This is a genomic window from Krasilnikovia sp. MM14-A1259 (assembly GCF_047159535.1).
GTDB lineage: Bacteria > Actinomycetota > Actinomycetes > Mycobacteriales > Micromonosporaceae > Actinoplanes.
This window is the reverse complement of record NZ_BAAGAJ010000002.1, coordinates 4114339-4138871: the sequence shown is the minus strand read 5'-3', so window position 1 is coordinate 4138871 and position 24533 is coordinate 4114339. Positions and strand designations below refer to the sequence as shown.

At 69.2% G+C, this 24533-nt stretch carries 26 protein-coding genes; 6 read left to right on the top strand and 20 right to left on the bottom strand.

Annotated elements, in window-relative coordinates; all coding sequences use genetic code 11:
- Nucleotides 1-69: 69 nt before the first annotated feature.
- The 20 genes from ACMCNK_RS18605 to ACMCNK_RS18510 all read right to left on the bottom strand — a co-directional run bounded on the left by ACMCNK_RS18605 (nt 70) and on the right by ACMCNK_RS18510 (nt 17884).
- Entirely contained in the window at nt 70-525 is a 456-nt protein-coding gene (locus tag ACMCNK_RS18605; RefSeq protein WP_412737674.1) for a flagellar basal body-associated FliL family protein, read from the bottom strand.
- 16 nt (nt 526-541) lie between these two features.
- The gene (locus ACMCNK_RS18600; RefSeq protein WP_412737673.1) at nt 542-1630 is read right to left on the bottom strand and encodes a flagellar motor protein MotB; all 1089 of its coding nucleotides are present in this window, start codon (nt 1628-1630) and stop codon (nt 542-544) included.
- Between the two features lie 3 nt (nt 1631-1633).
- Nucleotides 1634-2422, bottom strand: coding sequence for a motility protein A (locus ACMCNK_RS18595; protein WP_412737672.1), 789 nt, complete (start codon nt 2420-2422; stop codon nt 1634-1636).
- Nucleotides 2422-2694, bottom strand: a complete 273-nt coding sequence (locus ACMCNK_RS18590) for a flagellar FlbD family protein (RefSeq protein ID WP_412737671.1) — start codon at nt 2692-2694, stop codon at nt 2422-2424. The genes ACMCNK_RS18595 and ACMCNK_RS18590 overlap by 1 nt, the downstream gene beginning before the upstream one ends.
- A 201-nt stretch (nt 2695-2895) precedes the next feature.
- Nucleotides 2896-4071, bottom strand: coding sequence for a flagellar hook protein FlgE (locus tag ACMCNK_RS18585; RefSeq protein ID WP_412737670.1), 1176 nt, complete (start codon nt 4069-4071; stop codon nt 2896-2898).
- Between the two features lie 53 nt (nt 4072-4124).
- Nucleotides 4125-4568, bottom strand: coding sequence for a flagellar hook assembly protein FlgD (locus ACMCNK_RS18580; protein ID WP_412737669.1), 444 nt, complete (start codon nt 4566-4568; stop codon nt 4125-4127).
- A 119-nt stretch (nt 4569-4687) separates the two neighbouring features.
- Complete coding sequence (locus ACMCNK_RS18575) at nt 4688-6814, bottom strand: flagellar hook-length control protein FliK (RefSeq protein WP_412737668.1); 2127 nt, start codon at nt 6812-6814, stop codon at nt 4688-4690.
- Between the two features lie 28 nt (nt 6815-6842).
- Nucleotides 6843-7829, bottom strand: a complete 987-nt coding sequence (locus ACMCNK_RS18570) for a transglycosylase SLT domain-containing protein (protein ID WP_412737667.1) — start codon at nt 7827-7829, stop codon at nt 6843-6845.
- Nucleotides 7826-8500 carry a flagellar export protein FliJ gene (locus tag ACMCNK_RS18565; protein ID WP_412737666.1) on the bottom strand — a complete coding sequence of 225 codons (675 nt, stop codon included), beginning with the start codon at nt 8498-8500 and terminating at the stop codon, nt 7826-7828. The genes ACMCNK_RS18570 and ACMCNK_RS18565 overlap by 4 nt, the downstream gene beginning before the upstream one ends.
- A 194-nt stretch (nt 8501-8694) precedes the next feature.
- A complete protein-coding gene (locus ACMCNK_RS18560) occupies nt 8695-10005 on the bottom strand; it encodes a FliI/YscN family ATPase (RefSeq protein WP_412737665.1) in 1311 nt (436 codons plus the stop codon).
- Entirely contained in the window at nt 10002-10670 is a 669-nt protein-coding gene (locus tag ACMCNK_RS18555) for a FliH/SctL family protein (protein ID WP_412737664.1), read from the bottom strand. The genes ACMCNK_RS18560 and ACMCNK_RS18555 overlap by 4 nt, the downstream gene beginning before the upstream one ends.
- Nucleotides 10654-11679 carry a flagellar motor switch protein FliG gene (gene fliG / locus ACMCNK_RS18550; RefSeq protein ID WP_412737663.1) on the bottom strand — a complete coding sequence of 342 codons (1026 nt, stop codon included), beginning with the start codon at nt 11677-11679 and terminating at the stop codon, nt 10654-10656. The genes ACMCNK_RS18555 and fliG overlap by 17 nt, the downstream gene beginning before the upstream one ends.
- Before the next feature lie 30 nt (nt 11680-11709).
- A complete protein-coding gene (gene fliF, locus ACMCNK_RS18545) occupies nt 11710-13305 on the bottom strand; it encodes a flagellar basal-body MS-ring/collar protein FliF (RefSeq protein WP_412737662.1) in 1596 nt (531 codons plus the stop codon).
- A 1-nt stretch (nt 13306) separates the two neighbouring features.
- Nucleotides 13307-13660: a flagellar hook-basal body complex protein FliE gene (fliE, locus tag ACMCNK_RS18540; protein WP_412740903.1), complete on the bottom strand. Its 354-nt coding sequence runs from the start codon at nt 13658-13660 to the stop codon at nt 13307-13309.
- Between the two features lie 5 nt (nt 13661-13665).
- Complete coding sequence (locus tag ACMCNK_RS18535) at nt 13666-14058, bottom strand: flagellar basal body rod protein FlgC (RefSeq protein ID WP_412737661.1); 393 nt, start codon at nt 14056-14058, stop codon at nt 13666-13668.
- A 2-nt stretch (nt 14059-14060) separates the two neighbouring features.
- A complete protein-coding gene (locus tag ACMCNK_RS18530) occupies nt 14061-14408 on the bottom strand; it encodes a flagellar basal body rod protein FlgB (protein ID WP_412737660.1) in 348 nt (115 codons plus the stop codon).
- A gap of 232 nt (nt 14409-14640) precedes the next feature.
- A complete protein-coding gene (locus tag ACMCNK_RS18525; RefSeq protein WP_412737659.1) occupies nt 14641-14964 on the bottom strand; it encodes a hypothetical protein in 324 nt (107 codons plus the stop codon).
- Between the two features lie 7 nt (nt 14965-14971).
- Nucleotides 14972-15364 carry a flagellar export chaperone FliS gene (gene fliS / locus ACMCNK_RS18520; RefSeq protein ID WP_412737658.1) on the bottom strand — a complete coding sequence of 131 codons (393 nt, stop codon included), beginning with the start codon at nt 15362-15364 and terminating at the stop codon, nt 14972-14974.
- 42 nt (nt 15365-15406) lie between these two features.
- Entirely contained in the window at nt 15407-16927 is a 1521-nt protein-coding gene (gene fliD / locus ACMCNK_RS18515; protein WP_412737657.1) for a flagellar filament capping protein FliD, read from the bottom strand.
- Between the two features lie 153 nt (nt 16928-17080).
- Nucleotides 17081-17884: a flagellin gene (locus ACMCNK_RS18510; RefSeq protein ID WP_412737656.1), complete on the bottom strand. Its 804-nt coding sequence runs from the start codon at nt 17882-17884 to the stop codon at nt 17081-17083.
- Between the two features lie 443 nt (nt 17885-18327).
- Between ACMCNK_RS18510 and ACMCNK_RS18505 the strand changes: the two genes are divergently transcribed.
- The 6 genes from ACMCNK_RS18505 to ACMCNK_RS18480 all read left to right on the top strand — a co-directional run bounded on the left by ACMCNK_RS18505 (nt 18328) and on the right by ACMCNK_RS18480 (nt 24519).
- Nucleotides 18328-18813, top strand: coding sequence for a flagellar protein FlgN (locus ACMCNK_RS18505; RefSeq protein ID WP_412737655.1), 486 nt, complete (start codon nt 18328-18330; stop codon nt 18811-18813).
- A 32-nt stretch (nt 18814-18845) separates the two neighbouring features.
- Nucleotides 18846-20213 (top strand): flagellar hook-associated protein FlgK, encoded by a 1368-nt coding sequence (gene flgK, locus ACMCNK_RS18500; protein ID WP_412737654.1) that lies wholly within the window; start codon nt 18846-18848, stop codon nt 20211-20213.
- Between the two features lie 10 nt (nt 20214-20223).
- Nucleotides 20224-21111, top strand: coding sequence for a flagellar hook-associated protein FlgL (gene flgL, locus ACMCNK_RS18495; RefSeq protein ID WP_412737653.1), 888 nt, complete (start codon nt 20224-20226; stop codon nt 21109-21111).
- 364 nt (nt 21112-21475) lie between these two features.
- A complete protein-coding gene (gene fliW / locus ACMCNK_RS18490; protein WP_412737652.1) occupies nt 21476-21868 on the top strand; it encodes a flagellar assembly protein FliW in 393 nt (130 codons plus the stop codon).
- 104 nt (nt 21869-21972) lie between these two features.
- Entirely contained in the window at nt 21973-22215 is a 243-nt protein-coding gene (gene csrA / locus ACMCNK_RS18485; protein WP_412737651.1) for a carbon storage regulator CsrA, read from the top strand.
- 159 nt (nt 22216-22374) lie between these two features.
- On the top strand, nt 22375-24519 hold the full coding sequence (locus tag ACMCNK_RS18480) for a glycosyltransferase (protein WP_412737650.1): 2145 nt from the start codon (nt 22375-22377) through the stop codon (nt 24517-24519).
- Nucleotides 24520-24533 lie beyond the last annotated feature (14 nt).

The window sequence follows — 24533 nt, the reverse complement described above, 5'->3', positions numbered from 1 at the left end:
TTTTGTCCACCAGCGCGCCGGATGGGCGGATATCCGTCCGGTCCGGCGCACCGTCAATGCGTCAATGCGTCACTGCGTCACGAACTGGGTGAAGTAGATGTCCATGATCATCTGCTTCTTGTCCTTCTGGTACGCCTGCTCGAGCTTGGCGAGGAGGTCCTCCTTGGCCTTCTCCCGGCCCTTCTCGTTCTCCAGCACCGCGACGTCCAGGCCGGTGTACTGCTCGATCGCGAGGTCCTTCGCCTCGGCGGTGTCGACCTCCTCGGTGCCCGCGTCCGTGGTCATCTGCATGGCGAAGCCCAGTTTCAGATAGTGCCCGGCCGACAGGTTGATCGTCAGCGGATCCTCCAACGTGACGACCACGCCCTTCTCCGGCGCCTTCGGCTTGGCCTCCGCCTTCTGCGGCCCGAACAGCAGATACCCGCCCGCTCCGCCGCCGCCCAGCAGCAGGACCGGCGCCACGATGAAGAGCAGCAGCTTGCCCTTTTTCTTCTTCGGCGTGTCGGCCGATTCCTTCTCGCTCATCGAAACCTCCTGTCGGTCAGCCGTGCGTGGTGGTGGTCGTGTTCGGGGTGGTGCCGTTCGTGGTGGTGCCGTTCGGGGTGGTGCCGTTCGTGGTGGTGCCGTTCGTGGTGGTGCCGTTCGTGGTGGTCGACGGGGTGGTGGTCCCCGCGCCGGCGTTCGCCTCGGCCGTGGTCTGGCCGATGTGCGGCTTCGCGTCGGCGCCCGCAGCGGACGGCAGCAGCGCGGCCTGATCGGGCTTGAGCATCGTCAGCACGACGACGTCGACCCGGCGGTTCATGGTGATCGACCGCGGGTCCTTCGGGTCGATCAGCGGCCTGGTGTCCGAGAACCCGGCGGCGCTCATCCGGCCCTTGGCCAACCCCGCGTCGGTCAGGTACCGGACCACCCGCGAGGCGCGGGCAGCCGACAGCTCCCAGCCGCTGGGGTAGTACGTGGTCGGGGCGTTGAGCTGGTTGGTGTGCCCGTCCACCTCGATCGGGTTCGGCAGCACCCGCAACGGCGGGGCGACCGCACTGAGGATCTTGGCGCCGCCCGGCTGCAGGTCGGCCCGGTTGCCCGCGAAGACCACCTCGTTGGTCACCACGGTGACCACCAGACCGCGCCGGTCGATCGTGAACCGCACCTGGTCGAGCAGCTTCACCTTGACGAGTGCGTCCGAGATCTTCCGCTCGATCTTCTTGAGGTCCTCGGCTTCCTTGGCCGCCGCATCGGCGTTCTTGGAAGCCTGGATCCGGCCCTCCGCGAGGATCGCCCGCTTGACGGCTTCCTTCTGCTCCGGCGTCATCTTCTGCGTGCCGGAGGTGCCGTCGTCGGGCCGCGCCCCCGGGTCGATGTTGAGGACCTGCGTGGCCGGGCCGTTCCCGTCGAGGTTCGACGTCTGGCCCTGGAACGCGACGGTCTGCGCACCGAAGCCGGCGGACAGACCCGCCGCCAGCTCGGCGAACTTCTTCTGGTCGACCGTGCTCATCGCGAACAGGACCACGAACAGTACGAACAGCAGCGTCAGCATGTCGGCGTACGACACGAGCCAGCGTTCGTGATTGACGTGTTCCTCGTGCTCCTCGTGGCCACCGCCACGACGGCGCTTCACGCCCTTGGAAGCCATCGGCTACGCCGCCTTCTTGGTGGATGCGGCCTCGGCGGCCTTGCGCGCCTCCGGAGGCAGCAGGCTGCGCAGCTTCTGGGCCACCAGGCGCGGGTTCGAGCCGGACTGGATGGCCAGTACGCCGTCGATGATGAGCTCCATCTCCTCGCACTCGATGGCGGACAGCCGGGAGAGCCGGGAGGCGAGCGGAAGCCAGATCAGGTTGGCGCTGAGCACACCCCACAGCGTCGCGACGAACGCGGCGGAGATGGCGGGGCCCAGCGTCTCCGGCTTGCTGAGGTTCTCCAGCACGTGTACCAGGCCCATGACCGTGCCGATGATGCCGATCGTCGGCGCGTAGCCGCCCATGCCTTCGAAGATCTTGAAGCCGGCCTTGTCGGCCTTCTTCTTCGCGGCGATCTCGGCCTGCAGGATGTCGTGCAGCTCATCCGGGTCGGTACCGTCGATGGCCAGCTGCAGGCCGCGCTTGAGGAAGGTGTGCTTGACCTCCTTGACCGCGTCCTCCAGCGCCAGCAGGCCCTCGCGGCGCGCCCGCTCGGCCAGCTTGACGATGTCGTCGACGAGCTGGGTCGGCGGCGCCACCTTGGCGAGGAACGCCTTCTGCAGCAGCTTGGGGAAGTTCATCGCGTCCTTCAGCACGCCGCCGGCCGTAGCCGCCATGAACGCGCCGCCGAACACCAGCAGCAGTGACGGGATCAGCAGGATCGACCCCGGCGAGCCACCCTCCAGCAACTGGACGGTGAACACGATGACCAGGGCGGCGCCTACGCCGACGATGGTGGCGATATCCATCAGCGGTCCTTTCGGTGCAGCGGGAGCACCACGGCGTCCTGCGTGTCGTCGATGGTGGCGGACGCGTCGGCGTCCTCGATGCGGCTCGCCTGGGCGATCAGGGAGGCGCGGTAGTGCCGGATCGAGTCGATGAACTCGGGCACCGACTCAGCGATGACGTACTTCGTGCCATCCACCAGAGTGATGACCGTGTCGGGCGTGCAGTCGGCGCGCTCGACCAGGTCCGGGTTCAGGGCGAACACGGCACCGTTCAGGCGGGTTACGAGGATCACGGATCCGTCCTTGGTCGTCTTGCGGCTGGTCAGGGCCTTCCGTGGCCCCTCACATGTCCATCGGACATGCGGTGGGTGCGATTGAGGGCGCACAAGTCGCGATCCGGGTGCGGAGTCCGGTCTGCGACTACCCGGCCACGAGGGCCGGACATGCGACGGCCGGGACAGGCTGACCCATCCCGGCCGTCGTTTCAGTCACCGTCAGCGCTTGAGGTTGACGAGCTCCTGCAGGATCTCGTCGCTGGTGGTGATGATCCGGCTGTTGGCCTGGAAACCGCGCTGGGCGATGACCAGGTTGGTGAACTCCTGGGCGAGGTCCACGTTCGACATTTCCAGCATGCCGCTGGAGATCAGGCCGAGGCCACCGGAACCGGCCGCACCGACCTGCGCCAGACCCGAGTTCACCGTGCTGCGGAACATCGAGTCACCGATCTTCTCCAGACCGTTGACGTTGTTGAAGTTCGCGAGCGCGAGCTGGCCCAGGGTCTGCTTGAGACCGTTGCTGAACACACCCACGATCTGGCCGGTGTTCGACACCGTGTACGAGCTGAGGACGCCCGCGCCCGAACCGTCGGAGTTGCTGACCCGCGACTCGGTGAGACCGCTGTACTGGGTGCAGTCCGTGATGTCGAGGTTGTAGCCGTTCATGGTCAGCGACGTGACGGTCGGCTTGCCGTTGACGAACGTGATGCTCTGCGGGGCCGGCGGCGGGACCTCGTTCGGCATGGAGATGTCCCACGTGTCCGCGGCGGCCTGCCGGGTGAACCGCACCAGCAGCGGCTTGGAGGCACCGGCGGCGTCGTACACCGTGACCGGGATGTCCTTGTAGTCACCCGGGACGGCCTCGTAGGAGAAGTTGCCGGTGAACGTCATGCTGGTGGTCTGCGTCGGGGCCAGGCTGATGCCGATCGGCAGCTTGATGTTGCCCGGGGCGCCCGCGGTGTTGACCACGCCGTTGTTCGCGGTCCAGCCCTGCACGATCTGGCCGTTCGGGGTGGTCAGCGAACCGTTGCCGTCGAACGTGAAGGAGCCCGCGCGGGTGTACAGCGACTCGCCGTTGCTCTTGACGACGAAGAAGCCGTCGCCCTGGATCATCATGTCCGAGGACTTGCCGGTGGTCTGCGCGGCGCCCTGGGTGAAGTTCGAGTTGATGCTCGCCATGCGCACACCGAGGCCGACCTGGGCCGGGTTGGTACCGCCGGCCTGCGGCTGCGGCGCACCGGCCGCGTTGACCATCTGCGACAGGGTGTCCTGGAAGACCGCCTGCGACGACTTGTAGCCGGTGGTGTTCACGTTGGCGATGTTGTTGCCGGTGACGTCCATCATCTGCTGGTGGGCGCGCAGACCGGAGATGCCGGAGAACAGGGAACGCAGCATGTGGTTGGGGTGTCCTTCCCGGTTTGGAGAGAGTTGGGGCGGGTGGGCTGGGATCAGCCCGGCCGGTGGACTTCCGTGACCTTGGACAGCAGCACATCCATGTTCCCGACCACGAGGATCGGGTCGCTGTCTCCGTTGAGCTTTGCCGTGCTGACGACACCCGTCTGGGTGGCGCCGTTGTCGTCCTTGTAGGAGACCTGCTGACCGACCAGGGCACTGGCCCCGATCAGCTGCTGGCTCTTGAGAACGTTCTCGATCTGGCCGAGTTTCTCGACCTGGGTGAACTGCGCCGTCTGAGCCAGGAACTGGGTCGAGTCGGCGGGGTTCGAGGGGTCCTGGTACTTGAGCTGCGCGACCAGGAGCTTCAGGAACGTGTCCTGGTCGGCGAGGTTCTTGGAGCTGCCGGCGTCGGTGGTCGTCTTGTTGCTGTAGATCGACGTCGCCGTCTTGTTGACGTCGAAGTCCTTGCTGACGAAGCCGCTGATCGGCGAGGTCATGACGGCCCTCCTGGGTCGGCGTGGGTGGGGCGGATTTTCTTCTCCCGCCATCGAGTTCGGCGGGGATTCCGCGCGGCTTAGGTGCAGTTCGGGTGCTGGCCGTTGCGCCTGGGCAGCGGTCAGGCCCGGATGTCGAGCCGGCTTGCGCCGTCGGCCCGGACCGGGCCCGGGACGGGCGATTCCGGCGCCTGCGGTGCGGTGTTCGGCCGCGTACCGCCCGGTGCGCCGCCCTCCCGGAAGCCGAACTGCTGGCGGGCCTGTTCCTGCTGGGCAGAGCCCTGCCGCAGGTCCAGAGAGCAGTTCGTGAACCCGGAATCGGTCAGCTGGCGGCGCAGGTCGTCCAGGGACTGCCGGAGCAGGTCCGTTCCGGCGTCGGTCGCACCGGACAGCTGGACGTTGATCTCGCCGTTGCGGATCTCCGCGATCACCTGTACCGGCCCGAGGTCCGCCGGGTGCAGGTTGACGGTCAGGCGGTGGACCCCGTCAGCGTCCAGCCGTAGCGGGGCGATCCGCAGCGCGATCTGGGCCGCGGCCGGTACCGGCGGTGCCGGTGCGGGCGGCGCGGGCGCTTCGGCCCGGGCGACCGGGCCGACCGTGGACACGGGCACGCTCACCTGGCCCGGTACGGCGATCGGCGGGCCGGCCGCTTCCGTGCGGGCCGCGCCCGGCGGGGTGGCCGCGCCCTGGTCCGGGGTGGGACGGCCGTCCGGGTTGCCGCCGGATTCCGGCTCGGGGTGCGCAGCGGGGGCGGCCGTTGCCGGCCCGGAGGCGGGCGCGGCGGGGTCCGTGGCCATGGTGCCCCCCTCCGTGGCAGCGCGCGAAGGCTGGGTGCCACTCGGGGCGGCAGCCTGCGCGGTCACGGCCGGGTTCGCGTCGACGGTGGCCACGGCCGGGGCGGCCTCGGACGGCTGAGCGCCGCCGGGCGTGGCGGCCGGGGCGCCGGTGCCCGCCGGGGCGGTACCGGTGAGATCCGTGCCGTCCGGGACGGTGGTGGCGGCACCGGGTGCCGCCGGGGCGGCGGCAGCAGTCACCGGGTCGCCGGCGACCGGTGCGGCCGGCGGCGCGGAACCGGTGGCCGGAGCGTCCTGGACCGGGTTGGCGGGCTGGGCCGGACCGGCCGCGGTGACCCGCGGGCCCGGCTGCTGCGCGGCGGTGGGGACCGCGGCGGTGACGAGGCTGTCCGGACGGATGACGCCGGCCGGGTCGGAGCCGGTCACGGGTACGCCGGCCGGCGCCGGACCGTCCAGGACCGGGCCGGTGGCGGGCTGGGCGCCGGTGGACGGGCCGGTGGCGGGCTGGGCGCTGGCGGACGGGCCGGTGGCGGGCTGGGCGCTGGCGGACGGGCCGGTGGCGGGCTGGGCACCGGTGGACAGGCCCGTGGTGGCCGGGGACGGCGCCACGTCGGCCCGGCCCGTGGCCGAGGAGAGCCCCGGAGTGCCGGCCGCGGCGACGCGTCCGATCCCGGTCATGGCTCCCGCGTCCCCGTCGGTCGTCGCCGCGGGCACGGTGACCAGCGGCTGGCCGGCGCCAGGTGCGGCCGGGTCGGTGGGTACGCCGTTCGCGGCCGCACCCTCGGCGGGCGCGGCCGGCACGGTGCCGGGCATGCTCTGGGCGGGGCTGAGCACAGCTCCGGCGCCCGGCTGTGACGTCGTCGCCGCGCCCGCAGAGGCGGCGGTCGTTGCGGTGATCACCAGGCCGTCCGTCGCGGAAGCGGCATCCGTCGCGGCGGCCTGGCCCGCCCCGGTGGGCGAGACAGCCGGGACCGCGGCGTTCTGCGGCCCGGCGTTCGGCTGCGGGGTGGCCGGTGGCGTGGTGGCGGGTGGCTCGGTGGCGTCCGCGGTTTCCGGTCGCGCCGGGCGCGTACCGCGGCGGCCGGTCGTGCTGGCCTCGGCGTACCGCTGCTCGGCGGCACGGGACTGCGCCCGCCGCTGCGCCGCGCGACCCTGACCGGCCCGTTCCCGGGCCGTACGGTTCTGCAGCGCGCGGTCCCGGCCGCGGTCGGCCTGGACGGCCCGCTCCTGGACGGCGTCGTCGTCAGCGGCCCGGGTCTGGGCGGCGCGGTCCTGCCCGGCGCGGTCCAGGCGGCCCTGGTCCGAAGCGTCCTGCTCCGCGGGGCGGCGGCTCAGCTCGGCGGACAGCGCCGAACCGAACGCGTCCCCGGTGCCGCTGGACGTGGTCGTGGAACGGCGGAAGGCGTCGGTCACGGTCGTACGGTCCGCCCCGGTGACGGTGCTCGGCGTGCTCATCGCTCGGTTTCTCCTCGATGTCTCGGTGTCAGCCGCCAAGCGCGGCGAGCGCCTTCTGGACCTTCGGCACGTACGCCTGGGTTTCTGCGTACGGAGGGATGCCGCCGTACTTGTGCACTGCGCCGCCGCCCGCGTTGTAGGCCGCGATGGCCAGCGGCAGCGACTTGAATTCCTTGAGGTTGTGCGCGAGCAGCTTGGCGCCGCCGTCGATGGCCTGCGCCGGGTCGAAGGCGTTCTGTACGCCCAGCCCGCGGGCGGTCGACGGCATGAGCTGCATGAGGCCCTGCGCCCCCACGGGGCTGACGGCCTTCGGGTTGTATCCGGATTCGACCTTGGCGACCGCGGCGAGCAGCTTCGGTGAGACGCCGTACTTCGCGCCGGCCTGCATGAACAGGTTCGCGTACGGCACCCCGGCGAGGTCGCCCGACTGCTGCAGGGCGGCCGGGCGCGCCACGGCGGCCGTGCCGAACGTGCCGGCTGCCGCCTCGGTGCCCAGTACGCGGCGGATGTGCGTCGGCTTCTCGTACACCGACTCGATCTTGACGTGGTCGCCCGGCTTGGGCGCCGCGATCATCTTGTTGTCGCCGAGGTAGATGGCCACGTGGTGGACCGGGGACCCGAACGCGAGGATGTCACCGGCCTTGGCGTTGGCCAGGCCGTCCACGGGCGTGCCGACCTTCGCCTGCTGCCACGAGTTTCGGGGCAGGTCGACGCCGAGGTCGCCGTACGCTCGCTGGACCAGCGCGGAGCAGTCCAGCCCGTTGGCGGGGTCGGTGCTGCCGAACACGTACTTGGTGCCCAGGTACTTCTTGGCGGCCGCCACGACGTCGTCGCCGGTGGCGCCGGTGCGGGTCGTGCCGGTGTCCGTACCCGTGGCGTCGGCCAGGGCGGCGGCGAACGCCGTGCCGCCGGTCTTGCCGGTGGCGCTCGTGGCGGTGGCGGTGGCGGCGGGAACGATCCCGAGCTGGTTCTGCAGCTCCGAGATGCGGGCCATGATCCCGTCGATGCCCATCATGCGCGGCTCCGGTTCTCGTCGTCGGTGCTGTCGTTCTCGATGTCGGCCGGTTCCGTGCGCTGCTGAGCGCTCACCAGGGCGGCGCGCTGGGCGGCGAGGGTGAGGGCCGGGTCGGCGAGGTCGATGGTGGGACGCTGCGCGGCGACCGCGTTGGCGGCGGCGCGGCTGGCCGCTTCCCGGTCGGCGGCGGTGCCGCGGCCGTGGCGCATCGGGTTGGCGCGTTCCTCGCGGAGCCCGTCGAGTCCGCGGGCGGCGTTGCGGGCCTTCGCGGTGATGGCCAGCTCGTCGAGGTTCTGCTGGTCGGTCGCGAGGTCGTGCTTTCGTACGGCCTCGGCGTGCCGTTCGGACAGCATCTCGACGGCCCGGCGGCGTTTGGCGGCGTCGGCGAGGTCGGCCATCTTCTCCCGGTTGGCCTCCTCGGCGTCGGTGACCATCCGGTGCGCGTCGAAGAGGCTGGCCGCCAGGGACTGGCGGGCCACGAGCGAGGCGACCATGGCGCGGGCCGTGCCTTCGGTGGGCGCGTCCGAGCCGGTGAGTTCCAGGTGGCGCCGTTTCACGAGCGCCTGGGCCTGACGGATCTCGGCCTGCGACTGCAGCACCGCACCGCGGGCCGCGTCCTCCTGTGCCTTGCGTGCGCGCAGCACGGGCGCGAGCCGAAAGAACCGGTTCACGGGGCCTCCTGGCGGGCTGGGCGGGCGTCTCCATCCCGACGTTCGGCCCGGCCCGGATGGCGCTGAGCGCCTGCACCCGATCTGCACCCCGGCGGCGGCTTACCCGGCCTGCGGAAGCGGCGGCCGGTCTGCACTCGGACCTGCGGGGGCGGCGGCTCCCCGGCCTGCACTCGGACCTGCGGAGGTGGCGCGCGCTACTCGGCCGGCTGCACGAGCGCGTGCAGCCCCTGCCACGCCTGCTCGGCGGTGACCCGCTCGTCCAGGCCCTGCCGCAGGAACGCGGTGATCTCCGGCCAGATGGCGTTGGCGCGGTCCGCGTCGGCGTTGGTGCCCGGCACGTACGCGCCGATCTCGACCAGCTCGCGGATGTCCCGGTGGGCCGCCATCATCCGGCGCAGCTCGGTGGCATCGGCCCGCTGATCCGCCGTGGTGATCTTGTTCGCGACCCGGGAGATGGAGTCCAGCGCTTGAATGCTGGGGAAGTGGCCCGCGGTGGCGAGCTTGCGGTCGAGCACGATGTGGCCGTCGAGGATCGAGCGGGCCGCGTCCGCGATCGGCTCGTTGTGGTCGTCGCCCTCTACGAGCACGGTGTACAGGCCGGTGATGCTGCCACGGGCGCCCGGGCCGGCGCGTTCCAGCAGCGAGGCGAGCATGGCGAACACGCTCGGCGGATAGCCGCGGGTCGCGGGGGGTTCGCCGACGGACAGCCCCACCTCGCGCTGGGCCATCGCCGCGCGGGTCACGCTGTCCATCATCAGCAGCACGTCGGCGCCCTCGTCGCGGTAGTACTCCGCGATCCGGGTGGCCACCGACCCGGCGCGCAGCCGGACCAGCGGCGGCTGGTCCGACGTGGCGATGACCACGACGGAACGGGCCAGCCCCTCGGGGCCCAGGTCGTGCTCGATGAACTCGCGCACCTCCCGGCCGCGCTCGCCGACCAGGGCGATGACGTTCAGTTCCGCTGCCGTGCCGCGGGTGATCATCGACATGAGCGTGGACTTGCCGACCCCGGATCCGGCGAAGATGCCGATGCGTTGGCCCTTGCCGCACGGCACCAGCGTGTCGAGCACCCGGATGCCCAGCGCCATCGGTGCGTCGACGAGCTGGCGTTCCAGCGCGGACGGCGGCGCGGTCTCAATGCCGACCGGGTCGCCGGTCAGCGGCGGGCCGCCGTCCATCGGCCGGCCCAGCCCGTCCAGGATGCGCCCGCGCAGGTCGGGGCCGACCGGTACGCGCAACGGGCCACCCGTGTTGACCACCGGGCTGCCGGTGCCCAGGCCTGTGATGGAGCCCAGTGGCAGGCAGGACAGCCGCTCACCGTCGAGCGCGGCGACCTCCGCGAGTACGGTGTCGGCGCCCTCGCCGACCTGCAGCAGATCGCCGACGCGCGCCTCGAGGCCGCTGACCGTGATCCGCAACCCGACCGCCCCGGTCACCTTGCCCTTGGCCTGGGGCCGGGCGGCGACCATGGCGGCGTTGAGCCGGTTGCGGAACACGTCCGTCACAGCCTCAGTGCCTCCCGGGCTCGCTGCACGGCGGCGGCGATGGTGGCCTCCACGACGGTGGAGCCCACCGTGGCGACGGCGTCGCCGGGGTTCAGGGCCGGATCCGGTCGCAGCTGCAACGCCCGCCCCTCGTAGTTGTAGTCGGTCTCGGTTGCCGCGCCGACCAGATTCTCATAATCGTCCGGATGCAGGCTGACCGTGACATCGCCACGGGGCGGCACGATGGCCATGGCGCGCCGCAGCGCGTCGACCCCGCGTCCCTCGGCGTCCGCCAGGCTGCGCCCGATGATCGCCTCGGCCAGCGCGAACGCGTGCGCGAGGATTTCCTCGCGCATGTCCTCGACGGACGGCACGTACCGTGATTCCAGCTGGTCGGCGGCCTGGCCCATCGCTTCCACGGCTTGGTCCAGCACCGCTTCGCGCCACTGGACGTGCGCCTTCGCGTCGGCGCGGGCCTTCTCCAGGATGCTTTCGTGCTCGAGGGCCGCATCGCGTTTGCCCTGGGCCCAGCCCTGGGCGTAGCCGGCGCCCCGCGCCTCCTCCTTGGCCCGCTGCACCGGCGGGGTGTCCCCCGGCTCCCGCCGACGCAGGTCCACGGCGAACCGGGCGACCGCCGCGGATTCGGCGTCGGTGCCGCGCAGCACCGCGTCAGTCAACAAGTTCATCGGCTTCTCCACCACGCTGGATCTCGATCTGGCCGGAGTCCTCGAGCGAACGGATCACCGACACGATCTTCTGCTGCGACTCTTCGACCATCCGCAGCTTGACCGGGCCGAGCAGGTCCATCTCGTCGAGCAGGTTCTCGCGGCCACGCTCGGAGAGGTTGCCGGTGACCTTGTTGCGCACCGTGTCCGCCACACCCTTGAGCGCGGTGGCCAGGTCGTTGGGCTCCACCTGGCGCAGTACCAGCTGCACCGCGCGGTCGTCGAGCAGGATGATGTCCTCGAACATGAACATCCGGCGCCGGATCTCCTCGGCGATCTCCGGGTTGCGCTCCTCCAGCGCCTCCAGGATGAGGCGCTCGGTGGTGCGGTCGGCCCGGTTGATGATGTCGACCAGCGGCTGCACGCCGCCGACCGTGGAGAGCTGGTCGGGCTGCAGCACCGTGGAGAGCTTGCGCTGCAGGGCCTGCTCCACCTGCCGGATCACGTCCGGCGAGGTGCGGTCCATCACGGCGATGCGGTGGGCGACGTCGGACTGCACCTCGGGTGCGAGGCCGGACAGGATCGAGGATCCCAGTGCCGCCGGCACGTGGGCCAGCACCAGCGCGATGGTCTGCGGGTGCTCGTACTGAACGTACGAGAGCAGCTGGCGCGGGTCGGCGTGGCTCAGGAAGTTGAACGGCATGTCCGTCATCGAGGCTTCGAGACGGTCCAGGATCAGCGCCGCCCGCTCGGGGCCGAGCGACGCCTCCAGCAGATCCCGGGCGTAGGCCAGGCCACCGACGCCGGCGTTCTTGGTGGTGGCCATGGCATAGAACTCGTCGATCACGTCCGTGACGACTTCGGGTTCCAGCTTGCCCAGCCGGGCGATCTCGGCGGAGAGCTCCTCCACCTCGTTCTCGCGCAGGGTGGACAGCACCTTGCTGGAGTGCTTCGTGCCCATCCGGACCAGCAGGATGGCTGCCTTGCGCAGGCCCGTCATGGACGTCGTGGTCAGTGCCGCTGTGCTCAACTCAGTCTCCCCCTCGTACTGGTCAGGTGGTCAGCGGCCGGCGCCCAGCCAGCCCCGGAGCAGGGCGGCGATTTCATCGGGCTGCTGTTCGACCATCTTCTCGATCTCGCGCTGGCGTTCCTCGAGCTGCTCGTTGGCAACAGCCTCGATCGCGGGCGCCGGGATGACGGCGTTCAGTTCGGCCAGGCGCTGCTGCTCCAGGGCGGCCTGCATGGCCTCCAGGTGGGCGAGCTCAGCGGCGGTCAGCGCCTTGCGCTTCTTGGCCCGCCGGCCGCGCCACCACACCGCCAGCAGCAGGAAGAGGACGATCGCGACGAGTCCGCCGGTCTTGAGCATCGACATCTGCTGGCTGGTCTTCTCCGCAGCGGCCTGCGCCAGTGCGTCCTGCTTCGCCTGGTCGGCGGCGCTGGTGTCGAACGGCATCGCGCTGACCGCGACCGTGTCGCCCCGGGTGGCGTCGACGCCGGCGGCGGCGCTGACCAGCTTCTGGATGTCGGCCGGGTTCACCAGGCCGGCGGTCTTGCTGTTCAGCAGTACCGCGACGCCGAGCCGCTTGATCGTGCCGGGCGCGCTCTTGCGGTCCTCGATGGTCTTGTTCAGCGCGTTGTTGCGGGTCGTGGCGGTGTTCTCGTACTGGCCGTTGCCGTTGCCGGACGCGCCGTTGGGCACCTGGATGTTGTCCGGGCCGAGCACGCCGCCGGTGCTGGTGCCGCTGCCGTTGTACGCCTCCCGGCTGATGCTCTCGGCGAGCGCCGGCAGCGACGGGTCGGCCTGGTACGACTCCTTCTTCGTCTCGGTCTGGTCGAAGTCGAGCGCCGCGTTCGTGGTCACCTTGGCGTTGCCCGGGCCGACGACCGCGTCGAGCATGGTCTGCAGCGAGCTGTTGAGCCGGTTCTGGAACGTGACCGTCTGGTCGTCGGAGCCGTCCCCGCCGTTGCCCGCGCCGATCGCGGCGCCGTTGCCGGTGGACAGCATCCGGCCGTTGGCGTCGGCCAGGGTGACCTGGTCCGGCTGCAGACCCTCCACGCTGGACGCGACGAGGTGCACGACCGACTGCACCTGCTGGTTGCTGAGCTGGTCGTTCGCCTTCTCGGTGATCAGAACCGACGCGGTCGGCTTCTTCTGGTCGTCGGCGAAGACGTCCTTCTGCGGGATGACCAGGTGCACGGTGGCGCCCTGCACCCCGTCGATGCTCTTGATGGTGTTGGCGAGCTCGCCTTCCAGCGCCCGCTGGTAGCCCACGTGCTGCATGAAGTCGCTCGTGGTCACGCCCTGCTTGTCCAGCAACGAGTATCCGGTGTCGGATTCGCCGGGCAGACTCTCGCCGGCCAGCTGCAGCCGCACGGAGTACACCTGGTCCTGGGGGACCATGATGGTCTGGCCGTTGTTGGCCAGCTCGTACGGCGTGCCGCTCTTCTGCAGCGAATCGACGATCGCGCTGGCGTCCTTGGTCGACAGGTTGTTGAACAGGGTGCCGTAGGTCGGTTTGGCGGCCCACGTGGCGAAGAAGTAGCCACCGATCGCGAGTGCGAGCACCGCGAAAATGGTGACGGACTTCTGGCCGGGCGTGAATGCCTTGAAACCGTCGATGACTTTGCGTACGGGCGCGGGAAGGCGGTCGATCATGTCAGGCCTGCATCCTCATGATTTCCTGGAAGGCCTCGACGGCCTTGTTCCGGACAGCCACGGTCAGTTGCATTGCCAGGGACGCCTCATTGGCGGCCATCGTGTATTGCGCGGGGTCCTTCAACGTGCCGTTGGCGACCTGTACCGCCAGGTCGTCCGCCTTGCCCTGGGATGCCTGCACGCTCTGCAGTCCCTTGCTCAGCATGTCGGCGAAGTTCGCGTTCGGGCCGGTCGCGGCCTGGGCCCCGGAGGCGGCGGAGACATCGCCGATCCCGGAGACATTGCCGATCCCGCCGATACCGGAGACACCGCCGGCGCCGGAGATGGCGCCAATCGCATCGATCGGAGAGGTCATCGTCGTCACTTCCCGAGGTTGATGGCGGCGGTGTACGAGTCGCGGGCGCGGTCCACCACGGAGAGGTTCGCCTGGTAGGCGCGCTGCGCCATGATCATCTGGGCCATCTGGCTGCCGAGGTCGATGTCCGGGCGGCGGACGTAGCCCTCGGTGTCGGCCAGCGGGTTGTCCGGCTCGTACGAGAGCTGGCCCTGGGCGCTACCCAGTGCGATGCCGCCGACCTGGGCGCCGTTGCCGTCCTGCGCCTCCTGGGCCTGGACGTACCGGGCCTGGAACGCGTTCTCGGACGTCCGCTTGACGGTGTCCATGTTCGCGATGTTGTCGGAGATCGCGTCGAGCCACTTGCGGTACACCGTGACGCCGGTGCCGGCCACGCCGATCGCGTTGAAGATGCTCATGCTCAGACTCCCTTGATCGCGTCGCGGATCAGGCCGTACTTGCTGTCCACGGCACGCAGCGCGAGCTGGTAGCGCATCGTCGTGTCGATGTGCGACAGCGTCTCCTCGTCGAGGTTGACGTTGCTGCCGTTGAGCCGGGTGGGCTCCAGCGAGCGCTGCACGCTGGGCGACACGGATGACGGCGAACGGCCGGCGGCGATCGCGCCGCTCAGCGCCTCCTCGAACTTGACCTTCCGGGCGTGGTAGCCGGGGGTCTCGATGTTCGCGATGTTGTCCGCGATGGCGGACTGGCGCGCAGCCAGACCGGACACGGCCACGCGCAGCGCGGATGACGAAACGTCGTCGAACACGGCAACAACTCCTTCCGTCTCTACTTCTGTGGTTGCCGCCGGTCCGTGGCGTTCGTGCTGAGCTATCCGTGCTCGTATTCCGCTTCGGCGTCCGCGCGAATCCGCTGAGTGGGAAACGGTTGCCGTGGAGTTGCACGCAAAAAAACCTGGTAGCCCCGCGTCTGCGGGGCCACCAGGTTCGGTGTTTCGGTGCTGTGGGTCACATGGCGCGACGGGTCAAGTGCGCGGTGGGTCACATGGCGCAGTCGACGTACGAGGGAATGGCCTTGCCGGCCGTGCCGACCTCGATCCTGGACGCCAGGGCGGTCTGCCGCCGGTTGGCGGTGATCGCCAGTGCGGTGGCCTTCGCGACCTCCAACTGCCGGGCCAGGATGCCCTCCGCGCGCGAGCGCAGGTCCAGCGGGAGCGGCCCGATACCCGCCGGCGGCTTCCACGGCGTGGCCTCCGGCAGATCCTGGGTGCGGTGCTCGTCCCTGATCATCTGCTCGATGACCTCGACGTTCGCCTCCAGCTCATCCAGGGCGCCGACCCACGCGTCACGCCAGTCGTCGGTCATCGTGGCCTCAGCTTCCGGTGGACGCGGTGGCCAGCGCCGCCTCGCGCCATGTGTCGCGCAGCGGCTCCATCAGCTCGCGGCACTGGCGTACCTTGACCGCGTCGCTGTTCACGTTGGCGTTGATGAGCTCTTTCGTCACGAACGCGTAGAGTGCGGCGAGATCAGCGGCGCCGTCCCAGGCGTCCAGCTTCAGCGAGGACTGCAGTTCCAGGACGATGTCCTGGGCGTGCAGCAAATTGCCCCGGGCTTCCTGCCGGTCCCCGTCGAGCAGGGCCTGCTCGCCGCGAGTCAGGTCCAGCATGAGCCGGTCGAACAGCATCATCAGCAGCTTGGCCGGGGAGGCTGTGGCGATGGAGTCGGCGAGATAGCGCTCGCGCATGGCGGGGGTCGCAGAGGTCACAGTCAGGCTCTTTTCGTTAACCGTGGCTGGCGGTCGGGGTCATCAACCGAGGCTGGCGATCTGGCCGGACAGCCAGCTTTGCTGCTGGTGCATCTGGCTGAGGGCGGTATCCAGGGCGGTGAACTGGGTCTGCAGCGCCAGCCGGCGCAGCGCCAGCCGGTCGTCCCATTCGCTGACCTGCTCGTTGAGGTCGCTGATGGTGTCGTTGCGGCTCTGGATCAGGGCCTGCAGGGTGCCCTGCTTGGCCTTGCTGAGGGGGTCGCCCGGACTGATGATCCCCTCCGTGGCCTGCAGCGAGATCTGCTCCAGCTTGCGGCCGAGCCCCTGGGCAACGTCGAAGTTGGGCTGGAACAGGCCTTCGGTGCCCTTGCCGCCCGGATTGGCGGTGCTCTTGGAGTCCGTCTCGGTGTACGACTCGAAGTACCGCTGCGTCTTCGCCGGGTCGGCCGCCAGCGAGGCGACAAACTTGTCCTTGTCGAACGCGATGGTGCCGTCGCGGGTCAACGACACGCCGACGTCCGCGAAGCTGCTGGTGAGCGCGGGGTTGAGTGGGTCGGTACCCGTCACGCCCCGGGAGACGCTGCTCAGCAGATCCTGTCGCAGCGTGCTCAGGGTGAAGTCACCGGCGAGCGGGCCGGCGTTGGCGGTGGTGGCGCCTTGGGTCCGGGTCTGCGTGGAGATCTCGGTCAGCGCCGCGTTCATGCTGTCGACCAGGGACTGCACCTTGGCCGCGACGGCGTCGGAGTCGGTGGCGACGTTGACCGTGACCGCCGCGTCCGTGGCGGCCTGCTTCCGCGTGGCCGTGATGGTCAGGCCGGGCAGCACGTTGGCGAAGGTGTTGGTCGCCGAACTGATCGTGTACGACGACGAGACCGGATTGCCGGAGCCGTCCACCGCGTCCTCGCCGATCCGGAGCTGGGCGTCGGCGCCCTGCACGGTGGTCGTCGCGGCGCCCAGGGTGAGGCCGGTGGGCAGCTTGCTGGCGTCGAACGCGGCGGTCGCGCCGCTGGTCTTCGCGGTGAGCTGCAGGGTGTACTTTCCGGCGCCGATCTGCACGGCGGACGCCTTGTAGGCGGCGTTGGCCTCGCCGTTGATGGCGGCCACCACCGAGTTCAGCGAGCCGTTCACCGGCGTCAGCGTCTTGGTGGAGCCGTCGGCCAAGGTGATGTCGAACGTACTGCCGGACAGCACTGACGAGCCGGTGGCGTCGCTGGCGGAGCTGACCGACCCGCCGGTGAAGGTCATGGAGTGGGTGGTCGCCATGGACTCGACCCGGAAGCTCAGCGCTCCGGCAGACGCGCCGGGCTGCGCCGTCACGACGGCGGCGTCGGAGCTGCTGGTGGCCTTCATCGCGCCCCAGGTGTCGGGGCTGCTGAGGTTCTTCGCGGCGGTGGCCAAGATGGAGACCTTGGTGTTCACCGCCTGATACGCGCTGACCGCCGCGCTCTGGGTGCTGACCTTGTTCTTGAGCAGACTCTGCGGGACCGCCTCGGCCTGCATCAACTGGTTGATGATGTCCGTGGTGTTCAATCCCGAGCCGAGACCATCAATCGCCATGGCCATCGCGGCGTTCCTCCTTCACTGACTGCCCCTGTCCGTGGGACGGAACGGGCGGTCGGCGTCATCGCCGACCGCCCGTCTGTTCGGTTGTCTATTCAGTTGGCTGAGCTTTTCAGCTCGGTACCGCCGTCACTATTGGGTTGTCGTGAAGAGCGATCAGCGGAGCAGGGAGAGCACACCCTGCTGCGACTGGTTCGCCTGCGCCAGCATCGCGGTGCCGGCCTGGGACAGGATCTGCGAGCGGGTGAAGCTCATCATCTCCTGGGCCATGTCGGTGTCGCGGATGCGGCTCTCCGACGCAGACAGGTTCTCGACCGCGACGTTGACGGAGTTCACGGTGTGCTCGAACCGGTTCTGCAGCGCACCGAGCGAAGCCCGCTGGGTCGAGATGGACGTGATCGCCTTCTGCACGTCGTCACTGTTCGTGGCCGCCGTGATGTCCAGCGTGCTGGTGGCAGTGGTGAAGTCGGCCAGCCCGGTGGTGCCGTCGACCGTGATGGTGTCGGTCGTGCCGAAGCCGACCTGGAAGGTCATGTCGGCGCCGGCGAACAGCGAGACACCGTTGAACGTGGTGTTCTGCTGGATACGGGTGATCTCACTGTTCAGTGCGTCGAACTCGCCCTGCAGAGCGGCCTTCGAGTCCGTGTTCTGCACACCGCTGTTGTACTGCACGGACAGGTCGTTCATGCGCTGCAGCATGCTGTGCACCTCGGTGAGGGCACCTTCAGCGGTCTGCACGACGCTGATGCCGTCCTGGGCGTTGCGGGCGCCGACCTTGAGGCCGCCGACCTGGCTGCGCAGACCCTCGCTGATGGCCAGACCCGCGGCGTCGTCGGCCGCCCGGTTGATCCGGAAACCCGAGGACAGCTTCTCGAGCGACTTGCCCATCTGGGTGTCCGTGACGGACAGGTTCCGGTAGGCGTTCTGCGCGGCGATGTTCTGGTTGATGCGGAGACCCATGAAAAATTCCTCCTTGAGTAGGGTCTTGGTCGACTCATCCGTGAGCCGTTTGACTTACGCCCTCATTATTCGGCCGGTCCCCGGCGGTGATGAGGACAGTGCGGAGAATTTCTGGAACTTTTCCTGAGCCTCCTTGCCCCGCGCTTGAGCTGGCCTTGAGACCCCCGCCCAGCGGCGAGTTCCGCTGTGCGGGGCCCTTTTCAGGCGCGGATACCTCTTATATGCACGGGGGCGTTCCACGCTTATGTCGCGGCACCTCACCGCCGTCGCGCACCTCTGATATGCATGCCTGCGGCCGGTCCCGCAACCGTCTGACCTCCCGATCGGCGGGGAAGCCTCAGTCGCGCCGGGAACGTGCCGACCATTTCGGGTGAGCAGGGAACGGCCGGCGCGGCCTGTCCCCGTACGAGCCGAGTCCCGAGCCGAGAGTGAGGAGCCCGCGGGTGAGCCTGACAGACCTTTCCAGCGTGCTGTGGCGTTCGCGTGAGCTGTTGGAATTGTTGCTCTTCAAGCTTGAGGAGGAGCAGCTGATCCTCGCCGCGGGCCGCACGCGCTGGTTGCCGCATGCCACCCGGGAGGTGGAGGTGGTGCTGGACCAGATAAGGCAGACCGAGGTCGCCCGGGCCGCCTATTCGCAGGGCGTCGCGGTCGATCTGGGCCTGGCGCCGGAAGCGTCGCTCGGCGAGCTCGCCGACGCGGCCCCCGACCCGTGGTCGGATCTGCTGCACCAGCACCGCAAGGCGTTCCTGACGCTGACCGCTGAGATCAACGGCATGGCGAACGCCAATCGTGAGCTACTCACCGCAGGCCAGCGTGCGGTGCGCGACACGATGCACGTCATCGCGGGCAACGTGGAGACCTATGGCCGGCAGGGCCAGACCGTTGTCGGCGGTGCACGCCGTCCGAGCTTGGTAGATGAGGCAATCTGATGACGACGAATTTCGGTAGTTCCTTCGGTTCCATGAACATCGCCCTCACCGGCCTCTACGCCAACCGGCGCGGGCTGGACGTGGCGGGCCAGAACATCTCGAACACGAACACTGAGGGATATACCCGGCAGCGCGTCCAGATGCAGTCGGTGGTCGGCGGCAGCTCCGCCGCCATGTACGCCCGGTCCACCGGGCTCGGCGACGGCGTCGAGGTGACCTCCGTGCAGCGCCTGCGCAGCGAGTTCCTGGAGGGGCGGGGCCGCAGCGAGCACGCCGTCGGCTCGTACCTGACCACCCAGTCCACGATCTACAACGCGATCGAGGACGCCTTCGCCGAGCCGAGCGACACCGCCCTGCAGGCGCAGTTCCACGACATGTGGGCCAGCTGGGCCGATGTGTCGAACTCGCCGGACAATCTGGCGGCCCGCTCCGCACTGCTGCAGAAGAGCGCGACGGTGGCCGACGGGCTGCGCAACGCCCACGACGCGCTGGACTCGCAGTGGCGGGACCTGCGTGGTCAGACGGACGCCTTCGCCTCCGAGATCAATCAGACCGCGACCGCGATCGCGGAGCTGAACAAGAACATCGTGCTGGCAAAGGCGTCCGGGGCGACGGTCAACGAGCTGGAGGACCAGCGCGACCTGCACGTCATGCACCTGGCCGAGATGGTCGGTGCGACCGCCCAGGAGCGGCCCAACGGCGCGGTGGACGTCCTGATCGGCGGCGCCCCCCTGGTCAGCGAGTACGTGGCGCGCGGCGTCGAGGTGACCGGTGCGGTGCGGCTCGACGACCAGGCCATCGACCCCGTGACGCTGCGCTGGTCGGACCTTGGCACGGCGACCACCGCCGGCGGCAAGATGGGCGCGATGTTCGACGGCCTCACCACGGTTATTCCGGACATTTCCACCAAGCTGGACAACGTGGCCAACACGCTCATCTCCGTGGTTAACGCCGCGCACACCCCGGCGTACGGCCTGGACGGGGTCAACGGCCGGGCGTTCTTCACCGGGAACAGCGCGGCCACCATCGCGGTCGCCATCCCCATGGACAAGCCGGACCAGGTCGGGGCGGCCCCGACCGCCGGAACCTTCGACGGCTCGGTGGCCGACCTGCTGTCGCGCACGGGTGCCTCGACCACTGGCCCGGACAAGGTGTACCAGAACATGATCGCCGACCTGGGTGTGGCGTCTCAGACGTCGAGCCGCCGGGCCGATATTCAAGGCAACATCACTCTGCAGATCGACTCGGCCCGAGAGGCGGAGGCGGGCGTCAACCTCGACGAGGAGATGACGAACCTGCTGACGTACCAGCGTGGGTACGAGGCGGCCTCCCGGGTGATGACCACGATCGACTCGATGCTTGACCAGCTGATCAACCGCACCGGCCTGGTCGGAAGGTAGGTAGGACGACATGCCTCAGATGAGGGTCACCGAGGGCAGCATCACCAGCCGGGTGCTGGCCAACCTGCAGCGCAACGTCGCCCGCAGCGGGAACATCCAGGAGCAGCTTTCCAGCGGCAAGCAGCTCAACCGGCCGTCCGACTCGCCGACCGGCACGCTGACGTCGATGCAGCTGCGCGGCGAGGCACGGGTCAACGAACAGTACGCCCGCAACGCCGACGACGGCCTGGGCTGGCTCGGTACGGTCGACAACACGCTGACCACGTCGCTCACCCAGCTGAACCGGGTGCGCGAACTCGGCATCCAGAGCCAGAACGGCGCCTCCTCGCCGGAATCGCGCCAGGCGCTGGCGGTCGAGGTGGACAACATCCGGGGTGCGCTGATCGGCCTGGCGAACACGACCTACGTGGGACGGCCGGTGTTCGGCGGCACCACGACGGGGCCCGCCGCGTACGACAGCGCCGGCAACTACCTGGGCGACAACGGCCAGGTGACGCGTACGGTGGGCAGCAACGCCCAGGTGCGGGTCGGCGAGACCGGTCCGAGCATCTTCGGCACGGGCGCCACCCAGCTCTTCTCGGTGCTGTCGGACATCTCCGCGGCGATCCGCAGCGGCAGTTCGTCGGCCGTGCAGGCCGGGATGGATCAGCTGAACGTGTCCGACGGCGTCATCAAGTCGACCTTGGCGGACGTGGGTGCCCGATACAACCGTGTGTCGCAGTCGAAGGACACCGCACAGAACCGGATGGACACGCTGAAGAACCAGGTCTCGGACATCGAGGACATCGACCTGCCCAAGACGATCATGGATATGCAGCTGCAGCAGACCGCGTATCAGTCCGCGTTGGCCGCGACCGCCAAGGTCCTGCAGCCATCGCTGCTCGACTACTTGCGGTAGGAATGGTTCGTGCCGACGGCCCCCGGATTTGCCGGGGGCCGTCGTCGTTTCAGGGCGGACGCCCACCCTGCGAGGCCGACAAAGCCGCTGACAAGCGGAAATCGCCCTTTCCGGAGATCGGACGACGCTAGAATCGGAACGCGCAGACGAAGACGCTGCCGGGGACCGCTCGGTGTCCGTGGCGCCGCAACGGTCCGACATCGAGGACATCGATCTGCCGAGACCATCATGGAAACACAGCTCTAGCAGACGTCGTACCAGGCCGCCTTGCCCGAGGGGCCAAGGCGGGCCAGCCCTCGCTCATCGACTTCCTGAGGTGACCATGACTACTCGCACCGCGTCCCGACCTTCTATGGGGGACATCATGACCGACATCGATCTGCCGATCATCGACATGGCCGCGCCCATGGCCGGCTTTCCCGCGCATCGGCAGTTCGTGCTGGTCCGGTTGAACGACGAGGGCTTGCTCTACGCGTTCACCTCCGTTCAGGACCCCAGTCTGCGGTTCCTGGTGGCACCGCCCGAGCCCTTCTTCCCGGACTACGCCCCGGAGATCGAGAACGACACTCTCGCGGCCCTGAACAACAAGGACCCGGACCGAGTACTGGTCATGGTGGTCATCACCGCCGGCACGGAAGAGACGACGGCGAACCTGCTGGCCCCGATCATCGTGGACCGGGACAGCCGCCGGGCCATGCAGGTCATCCTGCAGGACAGCAGCATGCCGGTCCGGGCGGTTATGCGGCGCAACTACTGACGGCACCAGGTCCGGCCGCTTCCGGCCGGACCCGCGCCGTCAGCGGCCGTACGGCGCGGGCGCGGCGCGATTGTCCTTGTCCATGGATGGTGAAAGGGCAGCCAATGCTGGTGCTGACCAGGAAGGCCGGCGAGAGCGTGATCATCGGCGACAACATCGTCGTGACCGTGCTCGAAGCGCGCGGCGATGTGATCCGGATCGGCATCCAGGCCCCGCGCGACGTGCAGGTGCACCGCGAGGAGGTCTATCGGGAATTGCAGGCCGCCAACCGGGAGGCCGCCTCACCGGCTGAGGAGTCGGTGCAGGCGTTGACCGACAGCCTCCGCCCGACTCCCAGGCCGGACTGACGACAAGGGTGCTGGGCGAGGCCGCTGGGCTGGGGCGACCGCGCGCGTGTTGCGGGAGTGGCGTTCGGGTTCGGGTTGGTATGACACGATTGCTCCACCGATGGTCGGCCGCACTTCCCGGGTGCCGCTCGGACGGCCGATCGGTCAGAGGTGATTGGCGTGCCAGTCTCAGTGATCGTCACCGCCAGCGGCAGTGCCAGCGACTTTCAGACCCTTCTAGCTGGGCTGCGCCCGGCTCTGGGTGTGCGTGACGAGGTCGTCTGTGTGTTCCCACCCCAACGTGGCGATCTGGCTGCCAAGGCTCGTGCCGAGTCCTGGCTGACGGTTCTGGACCAGACCCCATCGGAACAGGGTGCTCGCTGGTCGGCGGGGCTGGCCGCGACCATCCATCCGGTGGTGGTGCTTCTCGACGGCGACACCGTCCTGCCGCCACGCTGGCTCGACGCCGTCGCCGCAGCTTTCGACGACCCTGCCGTTGTCGCCGCGGGCCCCCGCTGTCACCGCAGTTTCGGCCCGCAGGGGGTCGAGTTGCCTGAAGAGGCTCTCATCACCGTAGCGGCGTTCAAGGCGTATGCCCGGCAGTGGCGCCAGGACCACCGTGGCCTGACCGACGTGGACCGGCTCGGCCCCGTGTGTGTCGCGGTCCGCCGTGAAGCATTGGAGCGTGCGGGCGGACCGACGTTGGACATGCCGTACGACAAGCTGCGCGAGCAGGGTCGGCTGGTGCTGGTCGAAAACGCGCTCGCCAGCCACATTGGAGGCCCGCAGTGCGCGCTGCGGACAACGGCGGCTGCCGATGCGCCGCTGCTGTCGGCGAGCCTGATCGTCAAGGATGAGGAAGCGGTCATCGCCGACTGTCTGAGCGCACTGCGCGATGTGGTCGACGAGATCGTGGTCTATGACACCGGCTCCACCGACCAAACCAGGGAGATCGCCCGCGAACACGGCGCCCGCGTCATCGAAGGTTACTGGGACGATCATTTCGGCGACGCCCGCAACCGATCTCTCGCCTACGGGACCGGCCGGTGGATTCTCCACGTCGATGCCGACGAGGTCGTCAGGGGCGACGTCACCGCGCTACGACGCGAGCTTGTCTCGACCGACCCGCCGGTCGACGCGCTACTCGTACGGGTCACCAGCCCGACCGAAGCCGGCGGCATCTCGGGCTTGGGGGCGCGCTTGTTCCGGGCCGGCGGCTACTGCTTCAGCGGTCGACTGCACGAACAGGTCACCGATCGGATCACCGGTGGCGTCCCGCAGGCCCGAACCACCGACGCGCTGGTTCTCGAACACTCCGGCTACCTCGTCGCCACCGTGGCGACGAAGGACAAGGTCGCGCGTAACCGCCGTATCGCCGCAATGGCCAAGGCTGACGGACCGGACGCGCTTTACCATTTCGCCCGTACGGAGGCCGACGTCGGCAACTTCGCCGAGGCCATCGATGCTTGCAGATCAGGCCTTGCCGCCAACCCCGGCACCGGAATCCGTACCGGGCTGCTTCACCTCCTGATCCGCTCATGCGCACAGACCGGTCGCCTCTCGGAAGCGAACGAGGCCCTTGCAGATCTGCGTAAGGCCGCCCGCATACAGGTCACGATAGATGCGGCGGAGATCATGGTGCGGAGCGCGGAGGGTGACCACGAGCGAGTGCTGGAAATCCTCCGTGGCATGCCCCAATCCGCGCCCAACGATCTTGCCGCGGAGTCCGGCCGTGGTCAGATGGCGGGCTACGAAATCATGAGCCTCATGGCCACCGGCCACTCGGCAGAAGCGGCTGAGATTCTCCGGGCGGCGTTGCGCAGGGGCCGCCTGATCCTGCCGCTCGTCGGAATCGTCGGGGTGCTGGAAGGCGTGGGCTCCGACGTGGGTGAGCTGGCCAGGCTGATCCCGGCGGACACCGTGCGGCAGGTGCTTTACGCCACTCGGCACGTGGAACCGCCGCTCGCCGAGGCCGTCGTAGAGGCGCTCTGGCAACGCTTCCCCGGCGATCCCCAGCTGTTCGGCGTGGTGGTGTGGCTCGCCGACCAACTGCCGCTGGACAGGGCCATCGAATGGTCGGGCCGGCTACGGCAACAAGGGCTGGCGAAATACTGCCCGCTACTGGCCATCGCGGCCTCCACCAAGCGCCCGGCCGACGAACGGGCGCTTGCCGCGGCAGTCGTACTGGAGTCGTACAACGACCAGGAGGCGCTTCCCCTGCTGTCCGAGGCGCTGGACCAGGTGCCCGAGGACCGGGCCGGCGCGGTGCTGGAGAAACTGCGTGCGCTTGCGCCCAATGTGGCATCCGCAATCGAACTGGTGTGACACAACGATGCGCG